This window comes from Methylophaga sp. (genome assembly GCF_030651745.1).
Genome location: NZ_JAUSCC010000098.1, coordinates 23,381 through 43,832, shown reverse-complemented (window position 1 = coordinate 43,832; position 20,452 = coordinate 23,381). Strand labels below are relative to the sequence as shown.

Below are 20,452 nucleotides of genomic sequence, written 5' to 3'. Positions count from 1 at the left end.
GATTCCAAAAAGGAGTTAGAGGATAACGCTATCAGCAAGAAGTTCTCCTCGCAAGGAATTGGTGTGTGCCTCAGTAATTCGCACATCGACATACTTGCCCACCAGCGCCATATCACCGGGGAAATTCACCACCCGATTATTTTCAGTTCTGCCGGCAATTTCAGCGGCATCACGATGTGCAGCCCGCTCAACCAACACCCGTTGCACGGTACCAATCATAGAATCACTAACCGCATCTTCCAGTTCGCGCAGACGATCCTGCATGATTTGCAGGCGCTGTTTTTTCTCTTCATCAGACACTGAATCATTAAACATCGCCGCCGGTGTACCTGGACGCGCGCTATAAATAAAGCTGAAAGAATGATCAAAGCCGATTTGATTGATCAAGGCCATCGTTGCATTAAAGTCATCTTCGGTTTCGTTGGGAAAACCGACAATAAAGTCACTCGACAGACTGAGGTTCGGACGGATTTTTTTCACCCGTTCGATTTTCTCGATGTACTGCGCCACGCTATGACCACGTTTCATCATCGCCAGGATCCGATCTGAACCTGATTGCACAGGTAAATGCAGATGATTGACCAATTCAGGGATCTCAGCAAAGGCTTCAATCAATGAATCAGAAAACTCCACTGGATGTGAGGTGGTAAAACGGATTCGTTCAATGCCATCAATCGCTGCGACATAATGAATCAACAAGGCTAAATCGGCGGTTTCATCACCTTCGATAATACCGCGATAGGAATTAACGTTTTGGCCGAGCAGATTGACTTCACGTACGCCTTGCGCCGCCAGTTGTCGTATCTCACGCAATACAGCCCCTACCGGACGACTGACTTCTTCACCACGGGTATATGGCACAACACAGAATGTGCAGTATTTGCTGCAGCCTTCCATGATGGATACAAATGCGGTCGGACCATCGGCTTTTGGCGCGGGCAGATTGTCGAACTTTTCGATTTCCGGAAACGAGATATCAATTTCCGGTTTGTTATTTTTTCGGACGTCATCCAGCATGGTTGGCAGTCGATGCAGAGTTTGTGGTCCAAAGATCAGATCCACATAAGGCGCGCGTTTACGGATCGCCTCACCTTCCTGACTGGCTACACAGCCGCCAACACCAATCACCAGATGCGGTTTTTTATCTTTCCAGCGTTTCCAGCGACCTAATTGATGAAAAACCTTTTCCTGCGCTTTTTCACGGATCGAGCAGGTATTGAGCAACAACACGTCCGCTTCTTCAGCGATATCGGTGGTTTCCAGTTGATGCGACGCAGCAAGCACCTCGGCCATTTTGTTCGAGTCGTACTCGTTCATCTGGCAACCAAAGGTTCTAATAAAAAGTTTTCCGGCCATAAAATCAGTTATCGATAAAGGGCGCACAGCATACGCTTTTTACGCCGCAGAGTACAGACAAGTGATTGTTTTTGTTAGCGCAAAATTACCCAATCGCAAGTCGCCGATAAAACAAATCACTGGTCTGTATAAAGTCGAACCTTGTTCAGCCATTTCAGCGGGTTACCGCAAAGCCCACCGGGATCTGATAACTCCAGGTCTCGGATAATGGCTGTTGATTTTCGTCAACCAGTGCGGCACGCATTTCAACCACTTTATTCGGATCATGAATTCGGGTTCGCATAATTAAACGCCAGCCTTTTATTGCCGAGTTATAACGCAGTTGGCTACTCAACACTTCGGCGTGTTCGCTGATACTGATTTGTGTCATCGGCATCTGATATTCACCTCGTTCGGCTAATACCGGACCTGCAAAATCCACCTGCAATAATATGGTTTCATCCAAGTCACGGATCAGATTAGCCTGTTTGTCTTCACCTGCCGAACGCAAGGTTTGGGCAACCCAGGCAATATTCGGATCAGCCAGTGAGGGTTCATCCAAGGTCCAATGGATTCGATAGGCTAATTCAATAGGTTGACCAAATGCCGGGATCTTATCCGGGATCCAGAAGGCACCAACATTATCGTTGGTCTCATCTGCCGTTCGATATTCAATCAGTTTAATGCGACCTTTGCCCCAGTCACTTTTGGTTTCTATCCAACCGCTTGGCCGTAAATGATACAAATCATCCAGATCCTGAAACCGTGAAAATTCACGGCCACGTTGCAATAAACCAAAACCTTTCGGATTTTCAATCTGCCAGGTGCTGACCGATACGCCATCAGGATTGTTTAATGGACGCCAAATCCACTCGCCATTGCCGGCATGAATCGATAAACCATTCGAATCATGAATCTGGGGACGGAAATTATGCTGACTAGGCGGTTGACGGCCATCATATAAAAACATACTGGTTAAGGTCGCCAGCCCAAGCTCATGAACCTGCTTACGTAAATACACTTTGGCTTCTACATCCAGTACCGTCGCGGTGCCCGGTTGTAAATCAAAGCGATAGGCACCAGTTGCACTGGGCGAATCCAATAACGCATAAATCACCAGATTGTCTTCGCCAGATTTGGGGCGTTGAATCCAGAACTCGCGAAATTCCGGAAACTCCTCAGCAATATCATCTGACACGGCTGTGTCGATATTCATGCCGCGCCCGGACAAGCCATACACCTGATCTTTACCAATCACCCGGAAATAACTCGCGCCTAACACACTCATAATTTCGTCATATTTATCGGCTTTGTTGATCGGATACAAAACGCGAAAACCGGCATAACCAAGCTGAGCGGTGGTGGCTTTATCAAAGGTCAAATCGCCGAAGGTGAAATCCTCCGGATCATAGGTAATTTCCGTGATGCCATTGGGCAGGATTTCATTAATTTTTACCGGCACTTTGAAGTGCATGCCTTGATGATAAAACGCTAAACGGAATGGCGTTTGCTGATCATTCCAATGGAATTTCTCAGCGATGGGTTGGATCTTCATGTAATCAGCAAACTGCATCTGGCTAAACTCAACCGGTAGATTGCTTTGCGGTTTGACGTATTCCTGTTTGACCAATGCCTGGGCTTTCTCAGCCACATCTTCCAGCGAGAAGGCATGGCTATTAACTGACAGCATCAACAAGCACATAGCCACAACATGGGAGAACAAGTTCATTGATCGCGAAGGGCGATTAAAGAATGAATAAGACATGTTATTTCCTCGAATCAAACTGGGATTTTTAGTGTTTGAAAATTGATTTACGCCAACTTTGGCGTTAAAGCCATCAAGCTGCTTTCGTCGCCTTAAATGGCAGACGTTTTAATATCCATTTACGAGTAGGCACCACCGCGTGCTCCATTGACCAGATACACAAGATAACGGTCAGTAATAGAAATAATGGATAAAACCAAATTGATAAGGTTTGCTCACCGGCCTGCACCGCACAACTGTTCCAGTTCTGCAAACACTCGAATGACATCACATTAAGTATTTTTTCCGAACGGGAAAATAAAACAAAGGCGGGAACATGCAATACAAACAATGGCAAAGATGCTGCGCCAAGTCGACGCGACCAGTTATTAAACCATTCACTGCGAGGCGTTCCGACTAAAGCGCACAGGTAAATCAACATTAATTGAGCAGGCAGCAATAAGCCGTTGTGCAACAGAAAATACCAGTAACGTTCACCTTTCAGCAGCCATATCGCGCCAAGAAAACACATTAAAACAAACAGACTCATCAATATCCGGACAACCAGCTTAGGATCCCGTCCACTATCTCGTATCTGACGAAACAGAGCATAACTGACGATACCGGCAAAAAATTCTGGAATACGAATGATCGGCATTCGATGCAACATGCCGGTAAACGGCATGCCGTAATCACCATTCCAAATCACCAGTAATGGCGGTATCAGATAAATCAGCATCAGTGCTGTAATCCATAGCACTTTGTGTTTTACTCGCATCAGGTATGGCGCAGCAAAAGGAAAGGTCAGATAAAAGAAAAACAAGGTGGAGATTGACCACAATGGCGCATTAAAGGTCAGATAAAAAGGGTTCCATGCCTGCAACATAAACACCTGTAACAATGAATTAAGCAATAACTCACCATTACTCATGTAATGTTCGATTGACGCCCTACCCGCTTCACCCAAATCCACATTGGTGTCATACACCACAAATCTTACTGTGGCCTTCACATCATCCGGTGGAATGCCCAGATGACTGATAATGGTCAACACGGTGAACGTTAACAGCAGAGAAAAAATATGCAGCGGGTATAAATTAGAAAATCGCTTAGCCCAAAAGCTGGTCGCAGCTTCACGTAATTCGCCATTGCGGCAATACACATGCGCTAACAGAAATCCGGATAACACAAAAAAACTGCTGGTCGCAAAAAAGCCAACACCAACCATATCCATCAGCCAGGGGACTTTTTCTTTAAGTTTATAAGTATGCAGCGTGTGAAAAATAACGATGTACAAACCGAGCAAAAAGCGCAGCCATTCCAAACCTATAAAATGTTCCTTACCGCCTCGTTCCACTCAATGTCCTTGAGAAATTGTTATAGAAGATATTACAGGGAGATCTTTAAAGACTTTCAATCAAATATTTGTACAGGGTGTTCCATCGATCTGAACTCAATCTGCTCTGCGATAACTTTGCCGGTAATTCCAGGCTTTTTCACATTCTGGTAATTCATAAAATAAAACTGGTGCCTCTCCACCTGTATTTCCGTAATCGCTGTAAAAACGATCACAATATTCTTGGCTTCGATCCCACTCGGCAACACACTCAGCAGCATATTTTTCTCGGATGGGTCGCAGTTTTTCCAGTCTCACAGCTTCGCAAGCCTGGTCGAGCTGTTGCTGGATAGCTTGGCGATCTTCAGCAACTGCCAGAGTGGTCAATGTACTCACCATTAATGTCAGTATTAATAAAACGGTTTTCATACGCTTATCCTTGATCACTTTACCGTCAATGGGTTTGATCTATGTTAATGCGCTTATTTCCTTGCTATATACAGTGGAACTGCTTATACAACATTAACCAAGGTAAAAACCGCTGAGATTTTATATAACTGAAAATGTTTCAGCTTAATCATATTTCGTTTACGAAATTCCTGTCAGAAATACATTTTTACCTCGGCAGATAAATAATAAATCAGCACATCAGTAAATTGAGGAGAGAGAATATGAGTTCCAAACTTTTAGGCATTATCTTATTGGTTGTCGGTGTCATTCTGCTGATTTTCGGTTGGAATGCTTCACAGTCTTTAGGTGACCAGATCACTGAAACCATTACTGGCCGTTTTACCGATGAAACCATGTGGTTCATTATCGGTGGCGCTGTAGCCGTTGTTGTCGGTGCTTTTTTGGCACTGGGCAAAAAATAAGTTTTAAGATGTTCTAAATATATAAATCTGAGTAGTGGCAATTTAAGCCAAAAGCCCAACCCTCAAAAACTGTTAAGATGTGAAGCCAAAGCAGGCTAACTAAAAAAGCCCCCGTAATCGGGGGCTTTTTTATCTATACGAGAATCCCATCATGACTGAAAAAACATTTATCAAAGGCAAAGATAGCGATCTGGAAACCAGCATCGCCACCATGCAGGCCAAACTCAAATCATTTGGTTTTGATATTGAAGAAGCCTCCTGGCTGAATCCGGTCAGTAATGTGTATTCCGTGCATATTCGCGATAAAACCTGTCCGCTGATGTTTACCAATGGCAAAGGCAGCACTGAAAAAGCCTGTCTTGCCAGCGCGTTAGGCGAGTATTTCGAACGTCTCAGCTGCAATTACTTTTTTGCCGATTTCTACCTTGGCGAACACCATAGCAATAGCGAATTTGTGCATTACCCGAATGAACGCTGGTTTGATATTGATGGCGATGAAATGCCGGAAGGCTTGATGGATGAAAGCCTGTGGAAATATTTTGATCCGGAAAATGAACTGACACCTGACATGTTGTTTGACACCAACTCCGGTGAGGGTGAACGCGGTATTTGTGCGGTGCCTTATCAGCGTCTGCGAGATGGCGAAACGCGTTTTATCCCAATCAACCTTATCGGCAATATCTATGTCAGCAATGGCATGTCAGCCGGTAATACCCAGAACGAAGCCCGGGTTCAGGGTTTGTCAGAAGTTTTTGAACGTTATGTGAAAAACAAAATTATTGCTGAAGGGCTGTGCCTGCCGGAAGTCCCTGATGAAGTGTTAAACCGTTTCCCGAAAATCCAGCAAGCCTTGCAAGAATTGCGTGGTCATGGGTATCACCTGCGAGTTGCGGATGCCTCATTAGGTGGTCAATTTCCGGTGATGTCGGTTACCTTGATTAATCCAAAAGACGGCTCCGTGTTTGCCTCATTTGGTGCACATCCCAGTTTTGAAGTGGCATTGGAACGTACCGTAACCGAATTATTACAAGGTCGCGGTCTGGATCAATTGGATGTGTTCCATCCACCGACGTTTGATTTGGATGAAGTTGCCTCGCCAGCCAATCTGGAAATGCACTTTATCGACTCCAGCGGTTATATCTCCAACGACTTTTTCCGGGAAACACCCGACTTTGATTTTGTCGACTGGGACTTTGATGATGCCACCGCCGATGAATTTAAATTCCTCAGCGATACCATCCACAATCTGGGATTTGATATTTATATCGCCGATTATAATCATCTCGATGTCTACGCCTGCCGTATTCTGGTGCCAGGTATGTCAGATATTTATCCGGTTGATGAACTGGTGTGGGAAAACAATAATGAAGGTGCGTTATTCCGCGAAGATTTCCTGACCCTGAAAGATGGTGATGCCGAACAATGGCAGGATATTCTGGATCGACTGGATGAAGGTGGTTATAACGACCAGACACCAGTTGCACCGTTTATTGGACTGGCAGCCGATCCCGGCACCTTATGGGCAGAGATTCGTCTCGGTGAACTGAAAGCTATGTTATATCTGGCTTTGGAAGACGAAGAAGCCATTGACTGGATTGACTGGTGTTTGTCACTGGATCAGGCCAGTGAAAAAACCATTCTGCACTACCGTTGTTTGAAAGCCCTGCTGGAAATCAAATGGGATGATGAACGTGATTATGCTGACTACACCACAGGTCTGGCGTTAATGTATGGCCAGCAAAATGTGGATGATGGTATTCAGATCGTCGAAGGTGAAAAACTGTTCCATAATTTGCATTGCCCCGGCCTTAGCCTGGAAGGTTTTGCACGGCATAATGCCTTACTGGCAGGTTATGAAAAACTACAACAAGCCAAGCGTACTAACTGGAAATAGCTTCTTATAGAAATAATTAAATCCGCAGGCCAGAATAAGTCTGGGCTGCGGATTTTAAATAAAAAACCTGCACTTATAACGGTGATAATTGCTTGCTTTGCCTAATTATCCAGTGACAATCTTTATTTTTCATCCCACATCACATCGGCATTGGCCTCAATCGCTGCTTTTAACAGATTGATCAATGGCAATGCCCGTTGAGATAGCCCTGGCTTGAATTCACCGTCTTCAGGATCCTGATCTGCAGCGGCACTCGAATCAACGGCTTTTTGCAGATTCGCCAAAGCCTGCGGTAAATCCTGAGGTTGATAGGCGCCGGGTACGGTTCCGCTATGGCCCATAATTTTCAGCATATCTTTGGCGACATCCCCCAGCATGGTGATATTGGCATAAGCTTTAGAGCTAAAAGTTACGATCATTGGTCTCTCCCATTATTGTTATTTTTAGCCGGCAAACAGCCAGGCTACCGTTAGTGCAATGATTAATAAAACGACTGACATCACACTGCCAATTCGTCGAGCATAGATGTGCAACATAATATCTTCCTACACTAAATCAAAACGTTCAGAATAAATGCGTCGAGCATTAACACCGCGCTTTTGCAATTCCGGTTCGACCAGATCCATCATTGGTGGCGGTCCACAGACAAAATAGTCTATATCGTCAGCGTCTTCCGGCAGGTATTCATCCAACAGATCACCATCGACATAACCCGATTCCCCCATCCACTCATCTGATGGGTCTGATAGCACATGAACTATGGTGAAAGACAGCTTTTGGGTAAACACTTCCAGTGTGTCACGCATGATGATTTCATCTTCCGATTTATTGGCATAAATCAGCCACATCGGAGTGTAATTTTCTTCTGCAAGCCGACTGCGAATCATCGACAACACAGGTGTGATACCAATACCACCCCCTACAAAAACAGCACGGCGTACAGCCTTGGGATCGAGCGTAAACACGCCATACGGTCCTTCCAGAAAAGCTTTATCACCTGCTTTCACTCGGGATAAATAATCGGTGAAATCGCCGGCTTCTTTAATAACAAATTCCAGTCTTTCAGGATGAGTTGCACTGGAGGCCATTGAAAAAGGATGCTGCTGTATCGAAAAAGGTGAATCGCCCAAGGTCAGCCAGGCAAATTGGCCGGGTTTAAAATTCATCCCCGTATGACCATCCGCGACTAATATCAGAACCGTGGAATCTGCTCTGATTTCGTCAGACTCCACTACTCGCCATGGTCGTTGTTTTAAACGATAAGGACGCCATAAACGCGTTTCCAGTAACAGCAATAACGGAATGGCAATCACTGCAATCAACAGTGCCTGAGTGAGGAGACCATCGGTATGGTGCTTACCCATCAAGGCATGCCCAAGCCCGCCAGCCACTACAAATAACGACAGGCTCGCATGGATGGTTCGCCATGTTTCATATTGCAAGCCAAGTTGTTTGCGCCACAACGAACTGATAATCAATGCCGTCACCGCCAAAGCCAATGCAATAACGCCGCTGGCCCGTAGCCAGTCTGCTGTGGGATCCAGCCAGGCAATAAATTGCTGATCTCCAGTCATTAATAACACCGGATGCGCCAGGATAAATAACCACGCAGCAATGCCGGTACGGCGGTGAAACTGCAGCAAATTATCCTGACCGACATTGCCGGCAAACCAGCGATGTCTGCCAGAAATAATTAATTGCGTTGCCAGCATACCAAGCCCCAATAAACCAAGTATGGAGCCCATTTCCACCAATAGATCTCGTGGCTCTGGTCGATCAATACCCATGGCGATTAGCATTGGTAATAAGGCAATCACCAGATATAAAAATAGCCAAAGCACAAGATTGACGAGGTTTATCGGCATCTAAACTCTCCGATTCAGGGTAAGGGGATGCAAGCGGACTTGGCATGAAGAGAAAAAATGAAGAGACCACTACAGTAACACTAAAACAGATTACTGGCGGCCGTCGTTAACAGAAATCAACAGGCGTCTTTTAAGAAATAAACCCGGCAGTCAGATTAGCTGCCGGGTTTATGTTTATAGCGTTTTAAGCGACTATCTTGGCTCAACCGTTGTTTCATATTCAGGGCTGACCAGACGCGGGTCACCTTTATCCAGACACAGGAACGTCACATCATAAAAATATTTCATTTGCTGGCGTTTTAAGGTTTTGGTGACTAACAATTCTTTACCTTGGTTGGCACAATAAGCGCCAGCCTGATCCAGCACTGAAGCTTTAGCTGTTGAAGCATTCACATGATCGGCTGAAACCGTGTAAGTATCCGGACCGACTTTTTTAACACCGGATGTTTTGACTGCACAACCTGCAACCATTGCGACTGCTGACAGACTGATGATTAAAGCAATAATTTTCATTGTGATCTCCATGTTAATTAGGGTCTGTATATCTTTCAGAGCCTAGGCCGCCATTATCAGCTGTTTACCAGTTAATAAACAGTCTCTATTACAGCGCAAAAAACCCGAGCAGGCTTTAACATATGTATATTGTCAGACAGAACTCCAACTCGCCTGCAACTTCACTTTTAGTTAGGCTATCGCCATGCGTTCAACAAGCCAAAAAAATCATGTCGTATTAGTACGCCCGAGGATCTATCTGGGCAAAGGCCTGGCTATTGGCCCCGGCAAAATCGATTTATTACGGGCGGTTGCCGAATTAAAATCCATTGCTGCGGCAGCGAGAAAACTGAGCATTCCGTATAAACGCGCCTGGGTGCTTATCGATTCGCTTAATCAAGGATTTGGTAAACCAGTCGTTGAAACCACCAGTGGTGGCAAAGGTGGTGGTGGCACTTCGTTAACCCTTCTCGGTCAGCAACTGGTTGAGAAATATGATGCACTTGAAACACGCCTGAATGCACAAGCTGCCAAAGAATTAGCAGCCGTTCGCGCCTTAACCGACTAGTCCGGTTGCTCGCAAAGTTGTTGTCATAAATCACATGCATTATATTGAGCGTTATGTCTCAGCAGGCCTAACGAAAACAACCCCTATAGTCAGGACAACATGACGTTTTTTAAATTAATTGCCAGTTTTTTCATCGTGTTGTTCTCCAGCCAGACACTGGCGGAAAAGGCCACGGTAGCAGCAGCATCCGATCTCAAATTTGCGGTTGAAGAAGTCGCAGCCTTGTTTGAGCAGCAAACCGGTCAGCAACTGCGTTTGGTATTTGGATCTTCCGGCAACTTCAAAACCCAGATTCTGCAAGGGGCCCCGTTTCATCTGTTTATGTCAGCAGATGAAAGTTTTGTATTTGAATTAGCTGAAGCAGGTAAAACTCAAGATCAGGGCCGCATCTACGCGATTGGCCGCATTGGCATTATTGTGCCGCATCAATCTCCATTAAAAGCCGATGGCGAACTCACTGATTTAGCCAGTGCAATAACCGATGGTCGATTACAAAAATTCGCTATCGCTAACCCTGAGCATGCTCCCTATGGAACGCGTGCAATGGAAGCTTTGCAATATGCCGAGCTGTGGCAGAGCATTCAACCCAAGCTGGTATATGGCGAAAATATTTCTCAGGCTGCCCAATTTGCTACCTCTGGCTCCACACAAGGCGGCATTATTGCATTATCTCTGGCGCTGGCTCCGCAAGTTGCCAAATTAGGCCAGTTTGAATTGATCCCGGCCAGCTGGCATCAACCACTGATTCAACGCATGGTAGTTATTAAAGATGCTCCGCCAGCAGCACAACAGTTTTATGACTTTCTCGCCACACCACCCGCCCAAGAAATCATGGTGCGATATGGCTTTGCGATGCCCGATAGAGAGCATCAATAAGATGGATTGGCAGGCGTTAATACTTTCGCTGCAACTGGCTTTTGTGACCTTGTTGGTCTTGTTACCTTTCGGTCTCTGGCTGGGCCGCTGGTTGGCTCACACACAGGTGCGTTATAAAGCCTGGATAGAAGGCCTGGTAGTGCTTCCATTGGTATTGCCGCCGACAGTATTAGGTTATTACCTGCTGGTTTCGATGGGCGGCGGATCGCCGTTCGGACAATGGTTCTCCAATACATTTGGTTTTCAACTGACCTTTAATTTTTTAGGTTTGGTGATTGCGTCGGTGATTTTTAATATTCCTTTCCTGGTACAACCAATTCAACGTGCATTTGAATCCATTCCCAGAGACTTAGGCGAAGCCGCTGCCGTCAGTGGTTTAAGCAAATGGCAAAGCTTCTGGCGCATTGAAGTACTGTTGGCCTGGCCGGGTATTTTATCCGGCATGGTATTAACCTTTGTGCACACCATGGGTGAGTTTGGGGTGGTGTTAATGGTTGGCGGCAGTATTCCCGGTGAAACCAAAACTGTCGCTATCTCTATTTATGATCGGGTGCAGTCATTTGATCTCGACGGTGCCAATCAAATGGCAATGATGCTGTTGATCTTGTCGCTGACCGCTGTGGTCGCATCATTTTTTGCTTCGGCGCGATTGGCTGTTAAACGATGAAGCCAACCTCTCCGGCCCTCCAAGTTTCGATTGAACAATCGTTACCGATGCCGATAAAGGGCTACTTCCACTGTGAGTCAGGACAGTTATTAGCATTGGTTGGCCCGTCAGGCGCGGGTAAAACCTCATTAATGCGAATGTTGTCAGGTCTGATGCAACCACAACAGGGCAAAGTGATAGTCGGTGACGAAGTTTGGTGCGATACCGACAAGAATATTTGTCTGTCACCACAACGCCGTCATGTAGGCATGGTGTTTCAGAACTACGCGCTGATGCCGCATTTTGATGCGCTTGAAAATGTTTCACTACCATTACTGCATTTGCCCAAACACGAACGGATCAAACAAGCCAAACGCTGGCTGGATCACGTTGGTTTAACCGATGCTGAACAACACCGTAAACCTGCCGATTTATCAGGAGGACAACAGCAACGGGTAGCTGTTGCCAGAGCGCTGGCCCGTGAACCTAAACTGATGCTGTTGGATGAACCTTTTTCTGCTGTGGATCAGATGAATCGTCAAAGTCTTTATCGGCTGCTGGCAGATCTGCGGCGTGAATTAGCTATCCCGATCATTTTAGTGACACATGATTTAAACGAAGCCCGGCTGCTGGCCGATCAACTGGTCGTCATCGATAACGGCCAAATCCTCCAGCAAGGCACACCTTCGGCCATTTACAATGCCCCGCGCAATGCTCGGGTTGCTGATTTGGTTGGCATTCATAATCGTTTTCTGGGTGAATGGATTGGACCATCTGAGCAATCCGGGCAAGGGCTATTACGCTGGAAGGGTGAAGGTTTGAACCTTGCTCAACAGCCCGTTTTACAAGTTCGCGACAAGGGCCGATTACCTGAAGGTCAGCCGGTAAACTGGGTGATCCCAAGTGATGGCATTAGCCTTATTAAAAAAAGTGAAATTGCTCAGCAAAATGACTTTCATGCCCAAGTTACAGAATCCAGACATTTGGGTGAAATCAATCTGCTGACATTAACCATTGAAGAAGTGCCCGGAGCAGAGTTTGTATTGACCCTCTCAGGATCATTTCGTAAAAATCTGCCGGTGGGTTCCAAGCTGGGGATCAGGCTGGATTTGAGCTTGGTGCATGTCATGCCAATTCGCGCTGATGGTCAAGGCAAAAACAGGCTAAAAATAAACAAAGCCTGAAAGCACCTATCTAATTTGTATTACTGATAAAACTCCACATAAAACAGTACTGAACCAATCGGTTTTACCTGATGTAATACGGTAGGTTCCACCACTCCATAGGTATTGATATCCAAGGTGATTTCTTCAAATGGATCTTGGATGGTGTAAAGCAGATGGCCGCTCAAGACGACTATTTTTCCCCAGACGTTGGCCTTTGTTTGATGATTCTTTAATAAACCTTCAGGAATCGTGGCCTCAGAAAACTCGGGAGTGCGTTTATAGGAAACAACATTGTCCGGCAGTGATTTCATCGTCAATCCCTCAATAGATCCGGAGAAAGCCTGAAACATTGTGATTCTACAAATTTATTCAGGCAATAGTTCGATAGCCACTATATAACGTTAATTTATATAAAGGAGATTTATAACCCGAGATTAATCAATAACACCGATAACAAAGGAATTTGCCCCCTATAACAGCTCGGCGTCAGCGATATGCACTTCTCCATCCACCGCTTGATGGTTGCGAATCATGCCCTCAGCAATCTCTTCAAACTTGTATTGATGATCAAGAAACACCGTCTCAGCATCATCTTCATCATCAGGGGTAGTCAGCTCAAGCAAAACTGCTTTTGAAACAATACACGCCACCGTTTGATTATCCACAATGGCAAAAAAAGTTACATCGTTGTCGTTAACCACATAATCACTGGTAAAGTCGATATCCATAACGTCTCCTTAGATTAAGTATGTTTTTTGAAAATGATCTCGACATAAAACATAGAGAATAAAAGTGACAGATTGTTCCAACCAATGCGTTAACTGATGTTAATCAAAACGACTCTTCACCAGCATTTTAAAACCACCTAAAAAGTACTGAGGCCAGTCGCTTCCATAACGCGATATAAGATACGGGGCCAGAGTCTCTCATCGGCATAAGCTTCGTAGTCCACACTGTAGTTCCGGTCGTCATAGTTGTTCCAGCGCTCATCAAACCAGCGCTGTGCCAGTTGCAGGGGTTCAACATCAGCTGAGCCCCGCAGGATCACGTTAGTTTCCAGATTAAGGTTATGCAGATTACGCCGGGTAAAGTTGGTGGAGCCAAGCAGCATGGCGCTGTGGCCTTCAGCATCATGATGCATCAGCCACTTGGAGTGACATTGCTCACCATGGGTATCGCACCAGCGAACACTAATGCCAGCTTGCTTTAATTCATAGGCCACAGGGCGATTAGGCACACCATTTTTCTCCCGCCCAAAAGCGTCTTTATTGGGATCGAGTAATATCCTTAAGGTCACGCCCCGCTTTGCAGCTCGTTGCAGCGCTTTCACGATGTGTCGGTCAGCAAGATAGAACATTGCCATATCCAATTGATCTTCGGGCTCGGCTCTATCAATCAGATCTAAAGCCGCTCGCTCCACAGCTCGTTCAGTGACCACTTGAACGGTAAGTCCGTTAGTTGCTGAATCTGCTATGTGCACTAATTCAGGAACCGGAACCGGCTCTCCAGAAAACTTCAACAGCGCCGCCTCGCTTTCAAACAGATCCCAGGCAGCTTCGCCATTGAAACGTAACGCCACATTGCCATGGGCACTGCTGCCGTCGTGAGGATTGGCTGAAGTCACTAATGCCGTCAGTTCATGTCCATCATCGGCAATGATCAGCTTGCGATGGTTGGCTTTAAAATTCAGCATTGCCAGATAGCTACGCAATGAAACTCTGCCTTCACCAAAAGGATTGGGCAGCAGCTCGCCTTTGCTATTACCAAATGGCTTAATAAACAGACGCCAGATAGCAGAATAGGCAGGATTACTGTCCCGCAAGCGAGTCAAATCAGTCAAGGTAACCGGAATACCGGCCGCTTCCAGTTCAGCAAATTGTCGGGATGGGAGTCCGCCATAAACACTGTTAAGCGGATCAGAGATCACCCACACATCTAGTTCAGGATAACGCTGTTTCTGAGCAATCAACGTAGCGGTTAATTCATCCGATAAGGCCCGATGTGTTTCAGCAACTTTCCCCTGAAAATCATTGAACAGAAACATATCCACCAGCACCAAGCGTCGGGCACCAGTAATCATCTCAATCACGGCATCGAATATCTGCTGCTCCATATGGCGCTCGCCATCAGCAGTAGTAAATGTCCGATCTGCCAGAAACTGCACACTGGTTACAGTTCGCTCAGCAGGAGAAAAATCCAAACCATAAGGCAACGGTTTGTAAACGTGGTAAATCGCAATAGCTGCTAACCAAAGCACTATAAGTGCGAGCAACCTTATTCCTAATCGTCGACGGTTATGTGTTCCTGCGTTGGAATTTAACATTGTCATGAGGTGCTGCTCCTTTTGCCACTCGTCGATCTAAATCCATTTAAAATGCGTGTAAAGCCAAGCTTATTGCCACGCTGATAACACGATAAATCCTGCAAACCCGGTCAACATGACACTTGAAAACCGATTGAACAACTTCAAATTGTGTTGCCCCGCAACTGATCCCACAAGAAAGCCAAAGACCACCCAACTCAAGCCAATAAACGTAATGCTTGCGGCCAACGCAACAAAATACCAATACAGCTGATCGTGACCAATTGGGATAAGTGTTAATGCAAACACAAAGGCTTTTGGGTTCAAAAACGTCACCAGAAAGATTTTTTTAAAGCTGATCAGCTCAGCTGCAGCGCTGATATGGCTGGCTCGTCGCCACATACTAATAGCCAGATAAACAATATAGATACCAACAACAACCGCCTGCAGCGGCTGAAACAACGGAAATTGCTCAATAAGCGGCTCAAAAATAATCAGGATCAGTAGAATCGCACTGAAATAACCCAACAACTCACCCAGCAACAATGGCAAAGATCGGCGCACTCCCACCATCGCCCCAGAAGCCCATAACAAAGTATTGGTCGGGCCGGGCGTCAACAACAGAATCACAGTGGCAAACAGAAATAAAATTGGGCTAGTCATCTTTCACATGATAAATCAGCAGGGACATTCTGTATTGGGAAGTTACTCAAAAACCGGTCGAAAAAAACTACGCTGGTAGCTCACGATACATCTGGTTTCTTCAGCATATTTAAATGCTGCCAGGCATTCTGCATCTTCAAGCGACTGAGCACGATAGGCTTCATAGCTGGCCAAACTGGGAAAGGTGAACAGTGCCAGCGCAATATTATTGGCGCCCTCTGACGGGAGAAAATAGCCGTTGTGTGTACCGCCAAACTTATTGACCAATGGAATCCACATCCTTGCATAGCGTTCAAATTCAGCAAGTTTATAAGGGTCGATAACATAGTTGAGGTAGCAGGTAATCATTTACAGTTCCTATTTTTACTGGACATAGTGGCCGACAGTTTAGTGCTCAAACTCACTTTAGTGCAGCTTGCTGATATCAAAAAAAGTGCATGGCTTTTACCCGATGCACATTAATAAAGCATAAATATGCTATTCGTCCGTTAAGGGACAAGGCATCCTGCAAAGCATAATAAAAAATACCAAATAAAATCAGTTAGTTAAAAATATTTCTACTTAAGAAAACCCAACCTGAATACATTGGCATATTTAGTGCTCTCCCCAATAAAAACTATCATTTTCAGTTAATTGGGAGATAAATCATGCGCTATAAAAGTGTGTTGATGCTTAGCCTGGGCTTACTCGGCTCAATAAGCACCACGTTTAGTTATGCAGAAGATGAGTTCGTCCCTGAAGTCTTAACCGTTGAGCCCACCATTCGCCCCGGCCCAAGTATCTTTGTTTTGGATCAAAGCTGGGATGGTTCAAGCTGGGTGCATATTCGATCCGCAGAAGATCTGACGTCAGTTAAAGGCAGTTTGAGCGCCGGTGTGGTCTCTCAGTTTGCTATGAGTAAAGATGGCAAGTCGGCTTACACGGCATCAGTTTATGCCAAGCGAATTATGTCTGGCCCGACCGAAGCAGTTTTGGAAGAGTTTGATGCCAAGAGCTTAGTCAAAAAACGTGAAATCATCATTTCTCCGAAGATGGCTCAATCAGCACCACAGCTGAGTTACCTTGAGTTTTCGGCTGATGGTAAATATGCCTATGTGCAAAATGCCACTCCGGCAACCTCGGTTACCGTGGTTGATATGGATGCGGGCGAAGTGTTAACTGAAATCCCTCACCCTGGCTGCATAAGCATCTTTCCGGCTCTCAAAGGCAATCGTTATAGCTCTTTATGTGGCGATGGCACCGTGACCAGCTATTCTTTTTCTGCAGATGGCAAGATCAACAATCCAGTTAAAAGCGACAAAGTTTTTGATGCAGATGATGACCCGCTCTATGTTCATAGCGTTCGCGCCGGCAACAACCTTGTATTTAGCTCTTTTAACGGCAATCTCTACCTTGTCTCTGATGCTGATGAAAAACCCAGTTTGGTCGATAAGTATTCCTTTGTAGAAGGCGTTGAAGGTGATTGGGCTCCTGGTGGGGTGGCCATCATGACTTACAACAAGGCCAATAATGTGGTCTTTATAACGATGCACTCAGAGGCATATAACGGCAGTCATAAAAATGGTGCTGAAGAAATTTGGGCTATTAGTCTTGATAGTAAAAAAGTCGTCTCTCGCATCCCGGTTGATATTGAAGACTCAGGCATTACTTCACTGGCTGTGACGGAAGGCAAAGATCCCGTTTTATTTGCTCATGACTCTGAGCTGGGCGTGGTTTATCGTTTTTTAATTGATCCCAAAGCGGGCTTTACTGCAACTCTGCAAGAAGACATCGCTGAAGATGTCGGTCATTACGACATTGTCTGGATTGCTGAAAAATGAATGCTGATCAGCTAATACAGCTGATGGCGATAACCGGCACCACCTTTCTGGTGCTGCTGTTTGTTATCTCCGTATTACATAAATTACTGGATGTGGATCGCTTTTCCGGCTATGTGGTCAATTATGCTCTGGTCCCGAAACAGTGGGAAAAAGCCACCACTTACGCTCTGATTGGTATTGAGGTTGCCATTAGTTTTGGCTTAATCATTCCGGCATTTAATGGTTTTGCCACTATGGTGGCCATTGCTCTGTTATCACTCTATGCACTGGCAATGCTGATTAATATCCGCCGGGGCAATACGCAGATTGAGTGTGGCTGTGGAGGACCTGTGATGTTTTTATCTTATAACCTCGTGCTGCGAAACGGCTTGATTATATTGATAGCGTTACCGGCTCTGTTTGCCCGCTCTACTGATATAAGCATGCTTGATACCTTTATATCGATGAGTAGTGGTGTCTTGTTGTTTGTGCTGTTCATCATCGCTGAAAAACTGCTGGCTAATTTCCATCACTCACAAACTTTAAATCGGTAATTAAACACCATGATAAATACACTCATTTTCCTTGTCGCCCTGCTCTCCATCATGGTGGTTGTACTGACGATTATGGTGTTGGCCATGACTCGCCAAATCGGCATTTTATTTGAGCGTATCTCCCCTGTCGGCGCCATGATTAATGATTCAGGTCCACCAATTGGTGCTGCCAGCCCGAGCTTTGATTTAACCAGCTTAAACGGTGGCGACGTTAAGATTGGCTATAAAGGCGATAAAAGCACCCTGGTGTTTTTCTTATCCCCGACCTGTCCGATCTGTAACAAGCTGTTACCGGCAATTAAATCGATTCAAAGTGCAGAAGGTAGCTGGCTCAATATCGTATTAGCCAGTGACGGTGACGCCGCCAAACACCTCGAGTTTATTCAAAAACATGCGATCAGCAATTTTCCTTATGTGCTGTCTCAGCCATTGGGCACGACTTATCGTGTCTCACGCCTGCCTTTCGCTGTGCTGCTTAACAGTGAAGGCGTTGTGCTCGCCAAAGGTTTGGTTAACACCCGCGAACAATTAGACAGCTTATTTAATGCAGCAGAAACGGGCTTTGCCTCTATTCAAGAGTTGGCCAAGCAACACACGATTAGTTAAGAAACAACCTTTTAGACCAAGGAGACATCCATGTTCACTCAACTTGAAAAAATGCTCCAGATGCTGGATAGCCGTGCAGAAAAGCAAGCCCGTAAAAGTGCAGAGACGCATGGTCGAAGAGGATTTTTGTCGAAGGTCGGCGGTTTAATGGTAGCCAGTGCGTTGTTTCCGGTGTTGCCGTTTGATCGCTCAATGGGCAAGGCTTATGCCGCAGATGGTTCGTCCGTTTTTGATGAAACCTCTTGTGATTACTGGCGTTATTGCGCTTTAGACGGCACGTTATGCAATGATTCCGGTGGCACCAACACCTCATGCCCTCCCGGATCAGATGCCTCAAAAGTCGCCTGGGTAGGTACTTGCCGTAACCCCGATGATGAAAAGGATTATCTGGTTTCCTACAATGACTGTTGTGGTAAAGCAGCTCTGGTCGGCAGCACCTTCTGCTTTACCAGTCAGGACGAACGGCCTGGATATCGTATGGGTCTGCATAACGATATTAACTGGTGTATGGCCAATGAAAACAAAGGCTATTACTGCACTGTCGCCCTGCTGGTAGGAATTGTCGATGAATAAAACCCGCTACCGGCAGGCTCTGGTTTCGGTATTGGTTCTGTTAGCCAGTTCATCGACAGGGTGGGCAGCCGACATCAGCGGTGCAGACTTGTTCTCAAATACCTGTGCTGCATGTCATGGTGATGCCGGCGTCGGCATACCCGGCTTAGCACCACCATTACAAAACCCGGAGTTATGGCAACGGCTTGGCTCAAAAGGCAATGAATATATTGCTGGTGTCATGACCGCAGGATTAAGTGGCACCATTATAGTTGACGGTATTAAATACCAGGCCATGGTCATGCCACCTCAATCGATGATTGCCAGTGAGGATCTGGTCAAAATTGCTGAGTATGTGCTCACAACCTTAAACGGTAGCGAGGCAATACCGGATGTTGCTTTGATCGACAAATTAAAAGCCACACCGCTGTCCCACACCGAACTTCGTGCGATACGCAAGCAACCGTAATATGGCGGGCAAACACCTTCGACAGTTATTGGGCTTAATGGCATTAACAGGTGTATCTTTTATTTCACCAGTGTGTGCCGAACCGGCTCGTTACAGTGCCACTATCAGCTACATATTAAAATGTGCCGGTTGTCATGCAATGGATGGCACCGGCTCAGCATCAGGCGGAATCCCGCCGTTACAGTTAATCAATGCATTCACCTCTGACACCAAAGGCCGTACCTATCTTATGCATGTGCCCGGCGTGGTCAGCTCTGGTTTAAACTCAACCGAAATCGCAGAAGTGATGAATTATATCGTCGAGCTTTGGGGCGATAACACTATCGACTACACGCCTTTTACTGCGGCAGAAGTCAGCCAACTTCGCGCCAAAGATATTGCTGACGTGGTCAGCTACCGCCGGGAAATTGCTGAGCAATACAAACAAGAAGGCAAAGAAGTGGCCGACTATCCGTGGCCGTAACCGCTGATCAAAAACTGAAGTTGAGCCTCATATTTAAATCAATAATATCGACCAAATTGCCTAAGTTATAACCTAACCAAACTGCTAGAGCTCTCAAGCTTTGCCCAAATACTGAAATTTGTTTTTTCATCCTTCTCTAAATTAAGTTCAACGATTTCCCCCCACCGTTTCACTCCAAGAGTGAAACGACCGCTCCTTAGAATAACCGCTCCATATAATGATATGATGCATCAAATCAACAGCTAACCTC

The 20,452-nt window shown here is 45.7% G+C and carries 24 protein-coding genes; 12 read left to right on the top strand and 12 right to left on the bottom strand.

Annotation, left to right across the window (positions count from 1 at the left end; translation table 11 throughout):
• Positions 1 to 15: 15 nt before the first annotated feature.
• From miaB to Q7V21_RS11795, 4 genes are all read right to left on the bottom strand, one after another.
• Positions 16 to 1,356, bottom strand: a complete 1,341-nt coding sequence (miaB, locus tag Q7V21_RS11810) for a tRNA (N6-isopentenyl adenosine(37)-C2)-methylthiotransferase MiaB (RefSeq protein ID WP_304917492.1) — start codon at positions 1,354 to 1,356, stop codon at positions 16 to 18.
• Between the two features lie 154 nt (positions 1,357 to 1,510).
• Positions 1,511 to 3,100, bottom strand: coding sequence for a glucan biosynthesis protein G (locus tag Q7V21_RS11805; RefSeq protein ID WP_370654062.1), 1,590 nt, complete (start codon positions 3,098 to 3,100; stop codon positions 1,511 to 1,513).
• A gap of 73 nt (positions 3,101 to 3,173) precedes the next feature.
• A complete protein-coding gene (locus Q7V21_RS11800; RefSeq protein WP_304917491.1) occupies positions 3,174 to 4,436 on the bottom strand; it encodes an acyltransferase in 1,263 nt (420 codons plus the stop codon).
• A gap of 96 nt (positions 4,437 to 4,532) precedes the next feature.
• A complete protein-coding gene (locus Q7V21_RS11795) occupies positions 4,533 to 4,844 on the bottom strand; it encodes a hypothetical protein (RefSeq protein ID WP_304917490.1) in 312 nt (103 codons plus the stop codon).
• Between the two features lie 242 nt (positions 4,845 to 5,086).
• Here Q7V21_RS11795 and Q7V21_RS11790 point away from each other — a divergent pair, with 242 nt between their 5' ends.
• Positions 5,087 to 5,287 carry a DUF3185 family protein gene (locus Q7V21_RS11790; protein WP_304917489.1) on the top strand — a complete coding sequence of 67 codons (201 nt, stop codon included), beginning with the start codon at positions 5,087 to 5,089 and terminating at the stop codon, positions 5,285 to 5,287.
• Positions 5,288 to 5,438: 151 nt separating this feature from the next.
• Positions 5,439 to 7,181, top strand: coding sequence for a 30S ribosomal protein S12 methylthiotransferase accessory factor YcaO (gene ycaO / locus Q7V21_RS11785; protein ID WP_304917488.1), 1,743 nt, complete (start codon positions 5,439 to 5,441; stop codon positions 7,179 to 7,181).
• Positions 7,182 to 7,303: 122 nt separating this feature from the next.
• On the opposite strand, the gene Q7V21_RS11780 is transcribed toward ycaO, so the two are convergent.
• The 3 genes from Q7V21_RS11780 to Q7V21_RS11770 form a co-directional block, all read right to left on the bottom strand.
• Positions 7,304 to 7,600, bottom strand: coding sequence for a DUF1840 domain-containing protein (locus Q7V21_RS11780; protein ID WP_304917487.1), 297 nt, complete (start codon positions 7,598 to 7,600; stop codon positions 7,304 to 7,306).
• 126 nt (positions 7,601 to 7,726) lie between these two features.
• A complete protein-coding gene (locus Q7V21_RS11775; protein ID WP_304917486.1) occupies positions 7,727 to 9,046 on the bottom strand; it encodes a ferredoxin reductase family protein in 1,320 nt (439 codons plus the stop codon).
• Positions 9,047 to 9,238: 192 nt separating this feature from the next.
• Positions 9,239 to 9,559: a hypothetical protein gene (locus Q7V21_RS11770; protein WP_304917485.1), complete on the bottom strand. Its 321-nt coding sequence runs from the start codon at positions 9,557 to 9,559 to the stop codon at positions 9,239 to 9,241.
• A gap of 184 nt (positions 9,560 to 9,743) precedes the next feature.
• Between Q7V21_RS11770 and Q7V21_RS11765 the strand changes: the two genes are divergently transcribed.
• The 4 genes from Q7V21_RS11765 to Q7V21_RS11750 all read left to right on the top strand — a co-directional run bounded on the left by Q7V21_RS11765 (position 9,744) and on the right by Q7V21_RS11750 (position 12,812).
• Positions 9,744 to 10,106 carry a winged helix-turn-helix domain-containing protein gene (locus Q7V21_RS11765; RefSeq protein WP_304917484.1) on the top strand — a complete coding sequence of 121 codons (363 nt, stop codon included), beginning with the start codon at positions 9,744 to 9,746 and terminating at the stop codon, positions 10,104 to 10,106.
• A gap of 99 nt (positions 10,107 to 10,205) precedes the next feature.
• A complete protein-coding gene (modA, locus tag Q7V21_RS11760; RefSeq protein ID WP_304917483.1) occupies positions 10,206 to 10,982 on the top strand; it encodes a molybdate ABC transporter substrate-binding protein in 777 nt (258 codons plus the stop codon).
• Entirely contained in the window at positions 10,948 to 11,649 is a 702-nt protein-coding gene (gene modB, locus Q7V21_RS11755) for a molybdate ABC transporter permease subunit (RefSeq protein ID WP_304917482.1), read from the top strand. The genes modA and modB overlap by 35 nt, the downstream gene beginning before the upstream one ends.
• Complete coding sequence (locus Q7V21_RS11750) at positions 11,646 to 12,812, top strand: ABC transporter ATP-binding protein (protein WP_304917481.1); 1,167 nt, start codon at positions 11,646 to 11,648, stop codon at positions 12,810 to 12,812. The genes modB and Q7V21_RS11750 overlap by 4 nt, the downstream gene beginning before the upstream one ends.
• A gap of 20 nt (positions 12,813 to 12,832) precedes the next feature.
• Here Q7V21_RS11750 and Q7V21_RS11745 read toward each other — a convergent pair whose 3' ends face one another.
• The 5 genes from Q7V21_RS11745 to Q7V21_RS11725 form a co-directional block, all read right to left on the bottom strand.
• Positions 12,833 to 13,105: a DUF1971 domain-containing protein gene (locus Q7V21_RS11745; protein WP_304917480.1), complete on the bottom strand. Its 273-nt coding sequence runs from the start codon at positions 13,103 to 13,105 to the stop codon at positions 12,833 to 12,835.
• A gap of 159 nt (positions 13,106 to 13,264) precedes the next feature.
• Positions 13,265 to 13,522 (bottom strand): DUF1488 family protein, encoded by a 258-nt coding sequence (locus Q7V21_RS11740; protein ID WP_304917479.1) that lies wholly within the window; start codon positions 13,520 to 13,522, stop codon positions 13,265 to 13,267.
• 137 nt (positions 13,523 to 13,659) lie between these two features.
• The gene (locus tag Q7V21_RS11735) at positions 13,660 to 15,123 is read right to left on the bottom strand and encodes a phospholipase D-like domain-containing protein (RefSeq protein WP_304917478.1); all 1,464 of its coding nucleotides are present in this window, start codon (positions 15,121 to 15,123) and stop codon (positions 13,660 to 13,662) included.
• A gap of 63 nt (positions 15,124 to 15,186) precedes the next feature.
• Positions 15,187 to 15,759, bottom strand: coding sequence for a LysE family translocator (locus Q7V21_RS11730; RefSeq protein WP_304917477.1), 573 nt, complete (start codon positions 15,757 to 15,759; stop codon positions 15,187 to 15,189).
• Positions 15,760 to 15,801: 42 nt separating this feature from the next.
• On the bottom strand, positions 15,802 to 16,107 hold the full coding sequence (locus Q7V21_RS11725) for an NIPSNAP family protein (RefSeq protein ID WP_304917476.1): 306 nt from the start codon (positions 16,105 to 16,107) through the stop codon (positions 15,802 to 15,804).
• Between the two features lie 299 nt (positions 16,108 to 16,406).
• On the opposite strand from Q7V21_RS11725, the gene Q7V21_RS11720 reads away from it, so the two are divergent.
• The 6 genes from Q7V21_RS11720 to Q7V21_RS11695 are packed head-to-tail and all read left to right on the top strand — an operon-like array spanning position 16,407 to position 20,202.
• The gene (locus Q7V21_RS11720; protein ID WP_304917475.1) at positions 16,407 to 17,579 is read left to right on the top strand and encodes an amine dehydrogenase large subunit; all 1,173 of its coding nucleotides are present in this window, start codon (positions 16,407 to 16,409) and stop codon (positions 17,577 to 17,579) included.
• Positions 17,576 to 18,112, top strand: coding sequence for a MauE/DoxX family redox-associated membrane protein (locus tag Q7V21_RS11715; protein ID WP_304917474.1), 537 nt, complete (start codon positions 17,576 to 17,578; stop codon positions 18,110 to 18,112). The genes Q7V21_RS11720 and Q7V21_RS11715 overlap by 4 nt, the downstream gene beginning before the upstream one ends.
• Before the next feature lie 9 nt (positions 18,113 to 18,121).
• Complete coding sequence (gene mauD / locus Q7V21_RS11710) at positions 18,122 to 18,718, top strand: methylamine dehydrogenase accessory protein MauD (protein WP_304917473.1); 597 nt, start codon at positions 18,122 to 18,124, stop codon at positions 18,716 to 18,718.
• Between the two features lie 30 nt (positions 18,719 to 18,748).
• Complete coding sequence (locus Q7V21_RS11705) at positions 18,749 to 19,291, top strand: methylamine dehydrogenase light chain (protein WP_304917472.1); 543 nt, start codon at positions 18,749 to 18,751, stop codon at positions 19,289 to 19,291.
• Entirely contained in the window at positions 19,284 to 19,739 is a 456-nt protein-coding gene (locus Q7V21_RS11700) for a cytochrome c (protein WP_304917471.1), read from the top strand. Before Q7V21_RS11705 ends, Q7V21_RS11700 begins: the two co-directional genes overlap by 8 nt.
• A 1-nt stretch (position 19,740) precedes the next feature.
• Positions 19,741 to 20,202, top strand: coding sequence for a hypothetical protein (locus tag Q7V21_RS11695; RefSeq protein WP_304917470.1), 462 nt, complete (start codon positions 19,741 to 19,743; stop codon positions 20,200 to 20,202).
• The last annotated feature ends 250 nt before the right edge of the window (positions 20,203 to 20,452 follow it).

Bases quoted from the DNA above. Each gene is read 5' to 3' on its own strand.
- Q7V21_RS11770 (WP_304917485.1), bottom strand. From the start codon at position 9,559: ATGAAAATTATTGCTTTAATCATCAGTCTGTCAGCAGTCGCAATGGTT.
- Q7V21_RS11705 (WP_304917472.1), top strand. From the start codon at position 18,749: ATGTTCACTCAACTTGAAAAAATGCTCCAGATGCTGGATAGCCGTGCA.
- ycaO (WP_304917488.1), top strand. From the start codon at position 5,439: ATGACTGAAAAAACATTTATCAAAGGCAAAGATAGCGATCTGGAAACC.
- Q7V21_RS11750 (WP_304917481.1), top strand. From the start codon at position 11,646: ATGAAGCCAACCTCTCCGGCCCTCCAAGTTTCGATTGAACAATCGTTA.
- Q7V21_RS11720 (WP_304917475.1), top strand. From the start codon at position 16,407: ATGCGCTATAAAAGTGTGTTGATGCTTAGCCTGGGCTTACTCGGCTCA.
- Q7V21_RS11795 (WP_304917490.1), bottom strand. From the start codon at position 4,844: ATGAAAACCGTTTTATTAATACTGACATTAATGGTGAGTACATTGACC.
- Q7V21_RS11735 (WP_304917478.1), bottom strand. From the start codon at position 15,123: ATGACAATGTTAAATTCCAACGCAGGAACACATAACCGTCGACGATTA.
- Q7V21_RS11780 (WP_304917487.1), bottom strand. From the start codon at position 7,600: ATGATCGTAACTTTTAGCTCTAAAGCTTATGCCAATATCACCATGCTG.
- modB (WP_304917482.1), top strand. From the start codon at position 10,948: ATGGCTTTGCGATGCCCGATAGAGAGCATCAATAAGATGGATTGGCAG.
- Q7V21_RS11745 (WP_304917480.1), bottom strand. From the start codon at position 13,105: ATGAAATCACTGCCGGACAATGTTGTTTCCTATAAACGCACTCCCGAG.
- Q7V21_RS11700 (WP_304917471.1), top strand. From the start codon at position 19,284: ATGAATAAAACCCGCTACCGGCAGGCTCTGGTTTCGGTATTGGTTCTG.
- Q7V21_RS11790 (WP_304917489.1), top strand. From the start codon at position 5,087: ATGAGTTCCAAACTTTTAGGCATTATCTTATTGGTTGTCGGTGTCATT.
- Q7V21_RS11765 (WP_304917484.1), top strand. From the start codon at position 9,744: ATGCGTTCAACAAGCCAAAAAAATCATGTCGTATTAGTACGCCCGAGG.
- modA (WP_304917483.1), top strand. From the start codon at position 10,206: ATGACGTTTTTTAAATTAATTGCCAGTTTTTTCATCGTGTTGTTCTCC.
- Q7V21_RS11730 (WP_304917477.1), bottom strand. From the start codon at position 15,759: ATGACTAGCCCAATTTTATTTCTGTTTGCCACTGTGATTCTGTTGTTG.
- Q7V21_RS11695 (WP_304917470.1), top strand. From the start codon at position 19,741: ATGGCGGGCAAACACCTTCGACAGTTATTGGGCTTAATGGCATTAACA.
- miaB (WP_304917492.1), bottom strand. From the start codon at position 1,356: ATGGCCGGAAAACTTTTTATTAGAACCTTTGGTTGCCAGATGAACGAG.
- Q7V21_RS11775 (WP_304917486.1), bottom strand. From the start codon at position 9,046: ATGCCGATAAACCTCGTCAATCTTGTGCTTTGGCTATTTTTATATCTG.
- Q7V21_RS11805 (WP_370654062.1), bottom strand. From the start codon at position 3,100: ATGTCTTATTCATTCTTTAATCGCCCTTCGCGATCAATGAACTTGTTC.
- mauD (WP_304917473.1), top strand. From the start codon at position 18,122: ATGATAAATACACTCATTTTCCTTGTCGCCCTGCTCTCCATCATGGTG.
- Q7V21_RS11725 (WP_304917476.1), bottom strand. From the start codon at position 16,107: ATGATTACCTGCTACCTCAACTATGTTATCGACCCTTATAAACTTGCT.
- Q7V21_RS11740 (WP_304917479.1), bottom strand. From the start codon at position 13,522: ATGGATATCGACTTTACCAGTGATTATGTGGTTAACGACAACGATGTA.
- Q7V21_RS11715 (WP_304917474.1), top strand. From the start codon at position 17,576: ATGAATGCTGATCAGCTAATACAGCTGATGGCGATAACCGGCACCACC.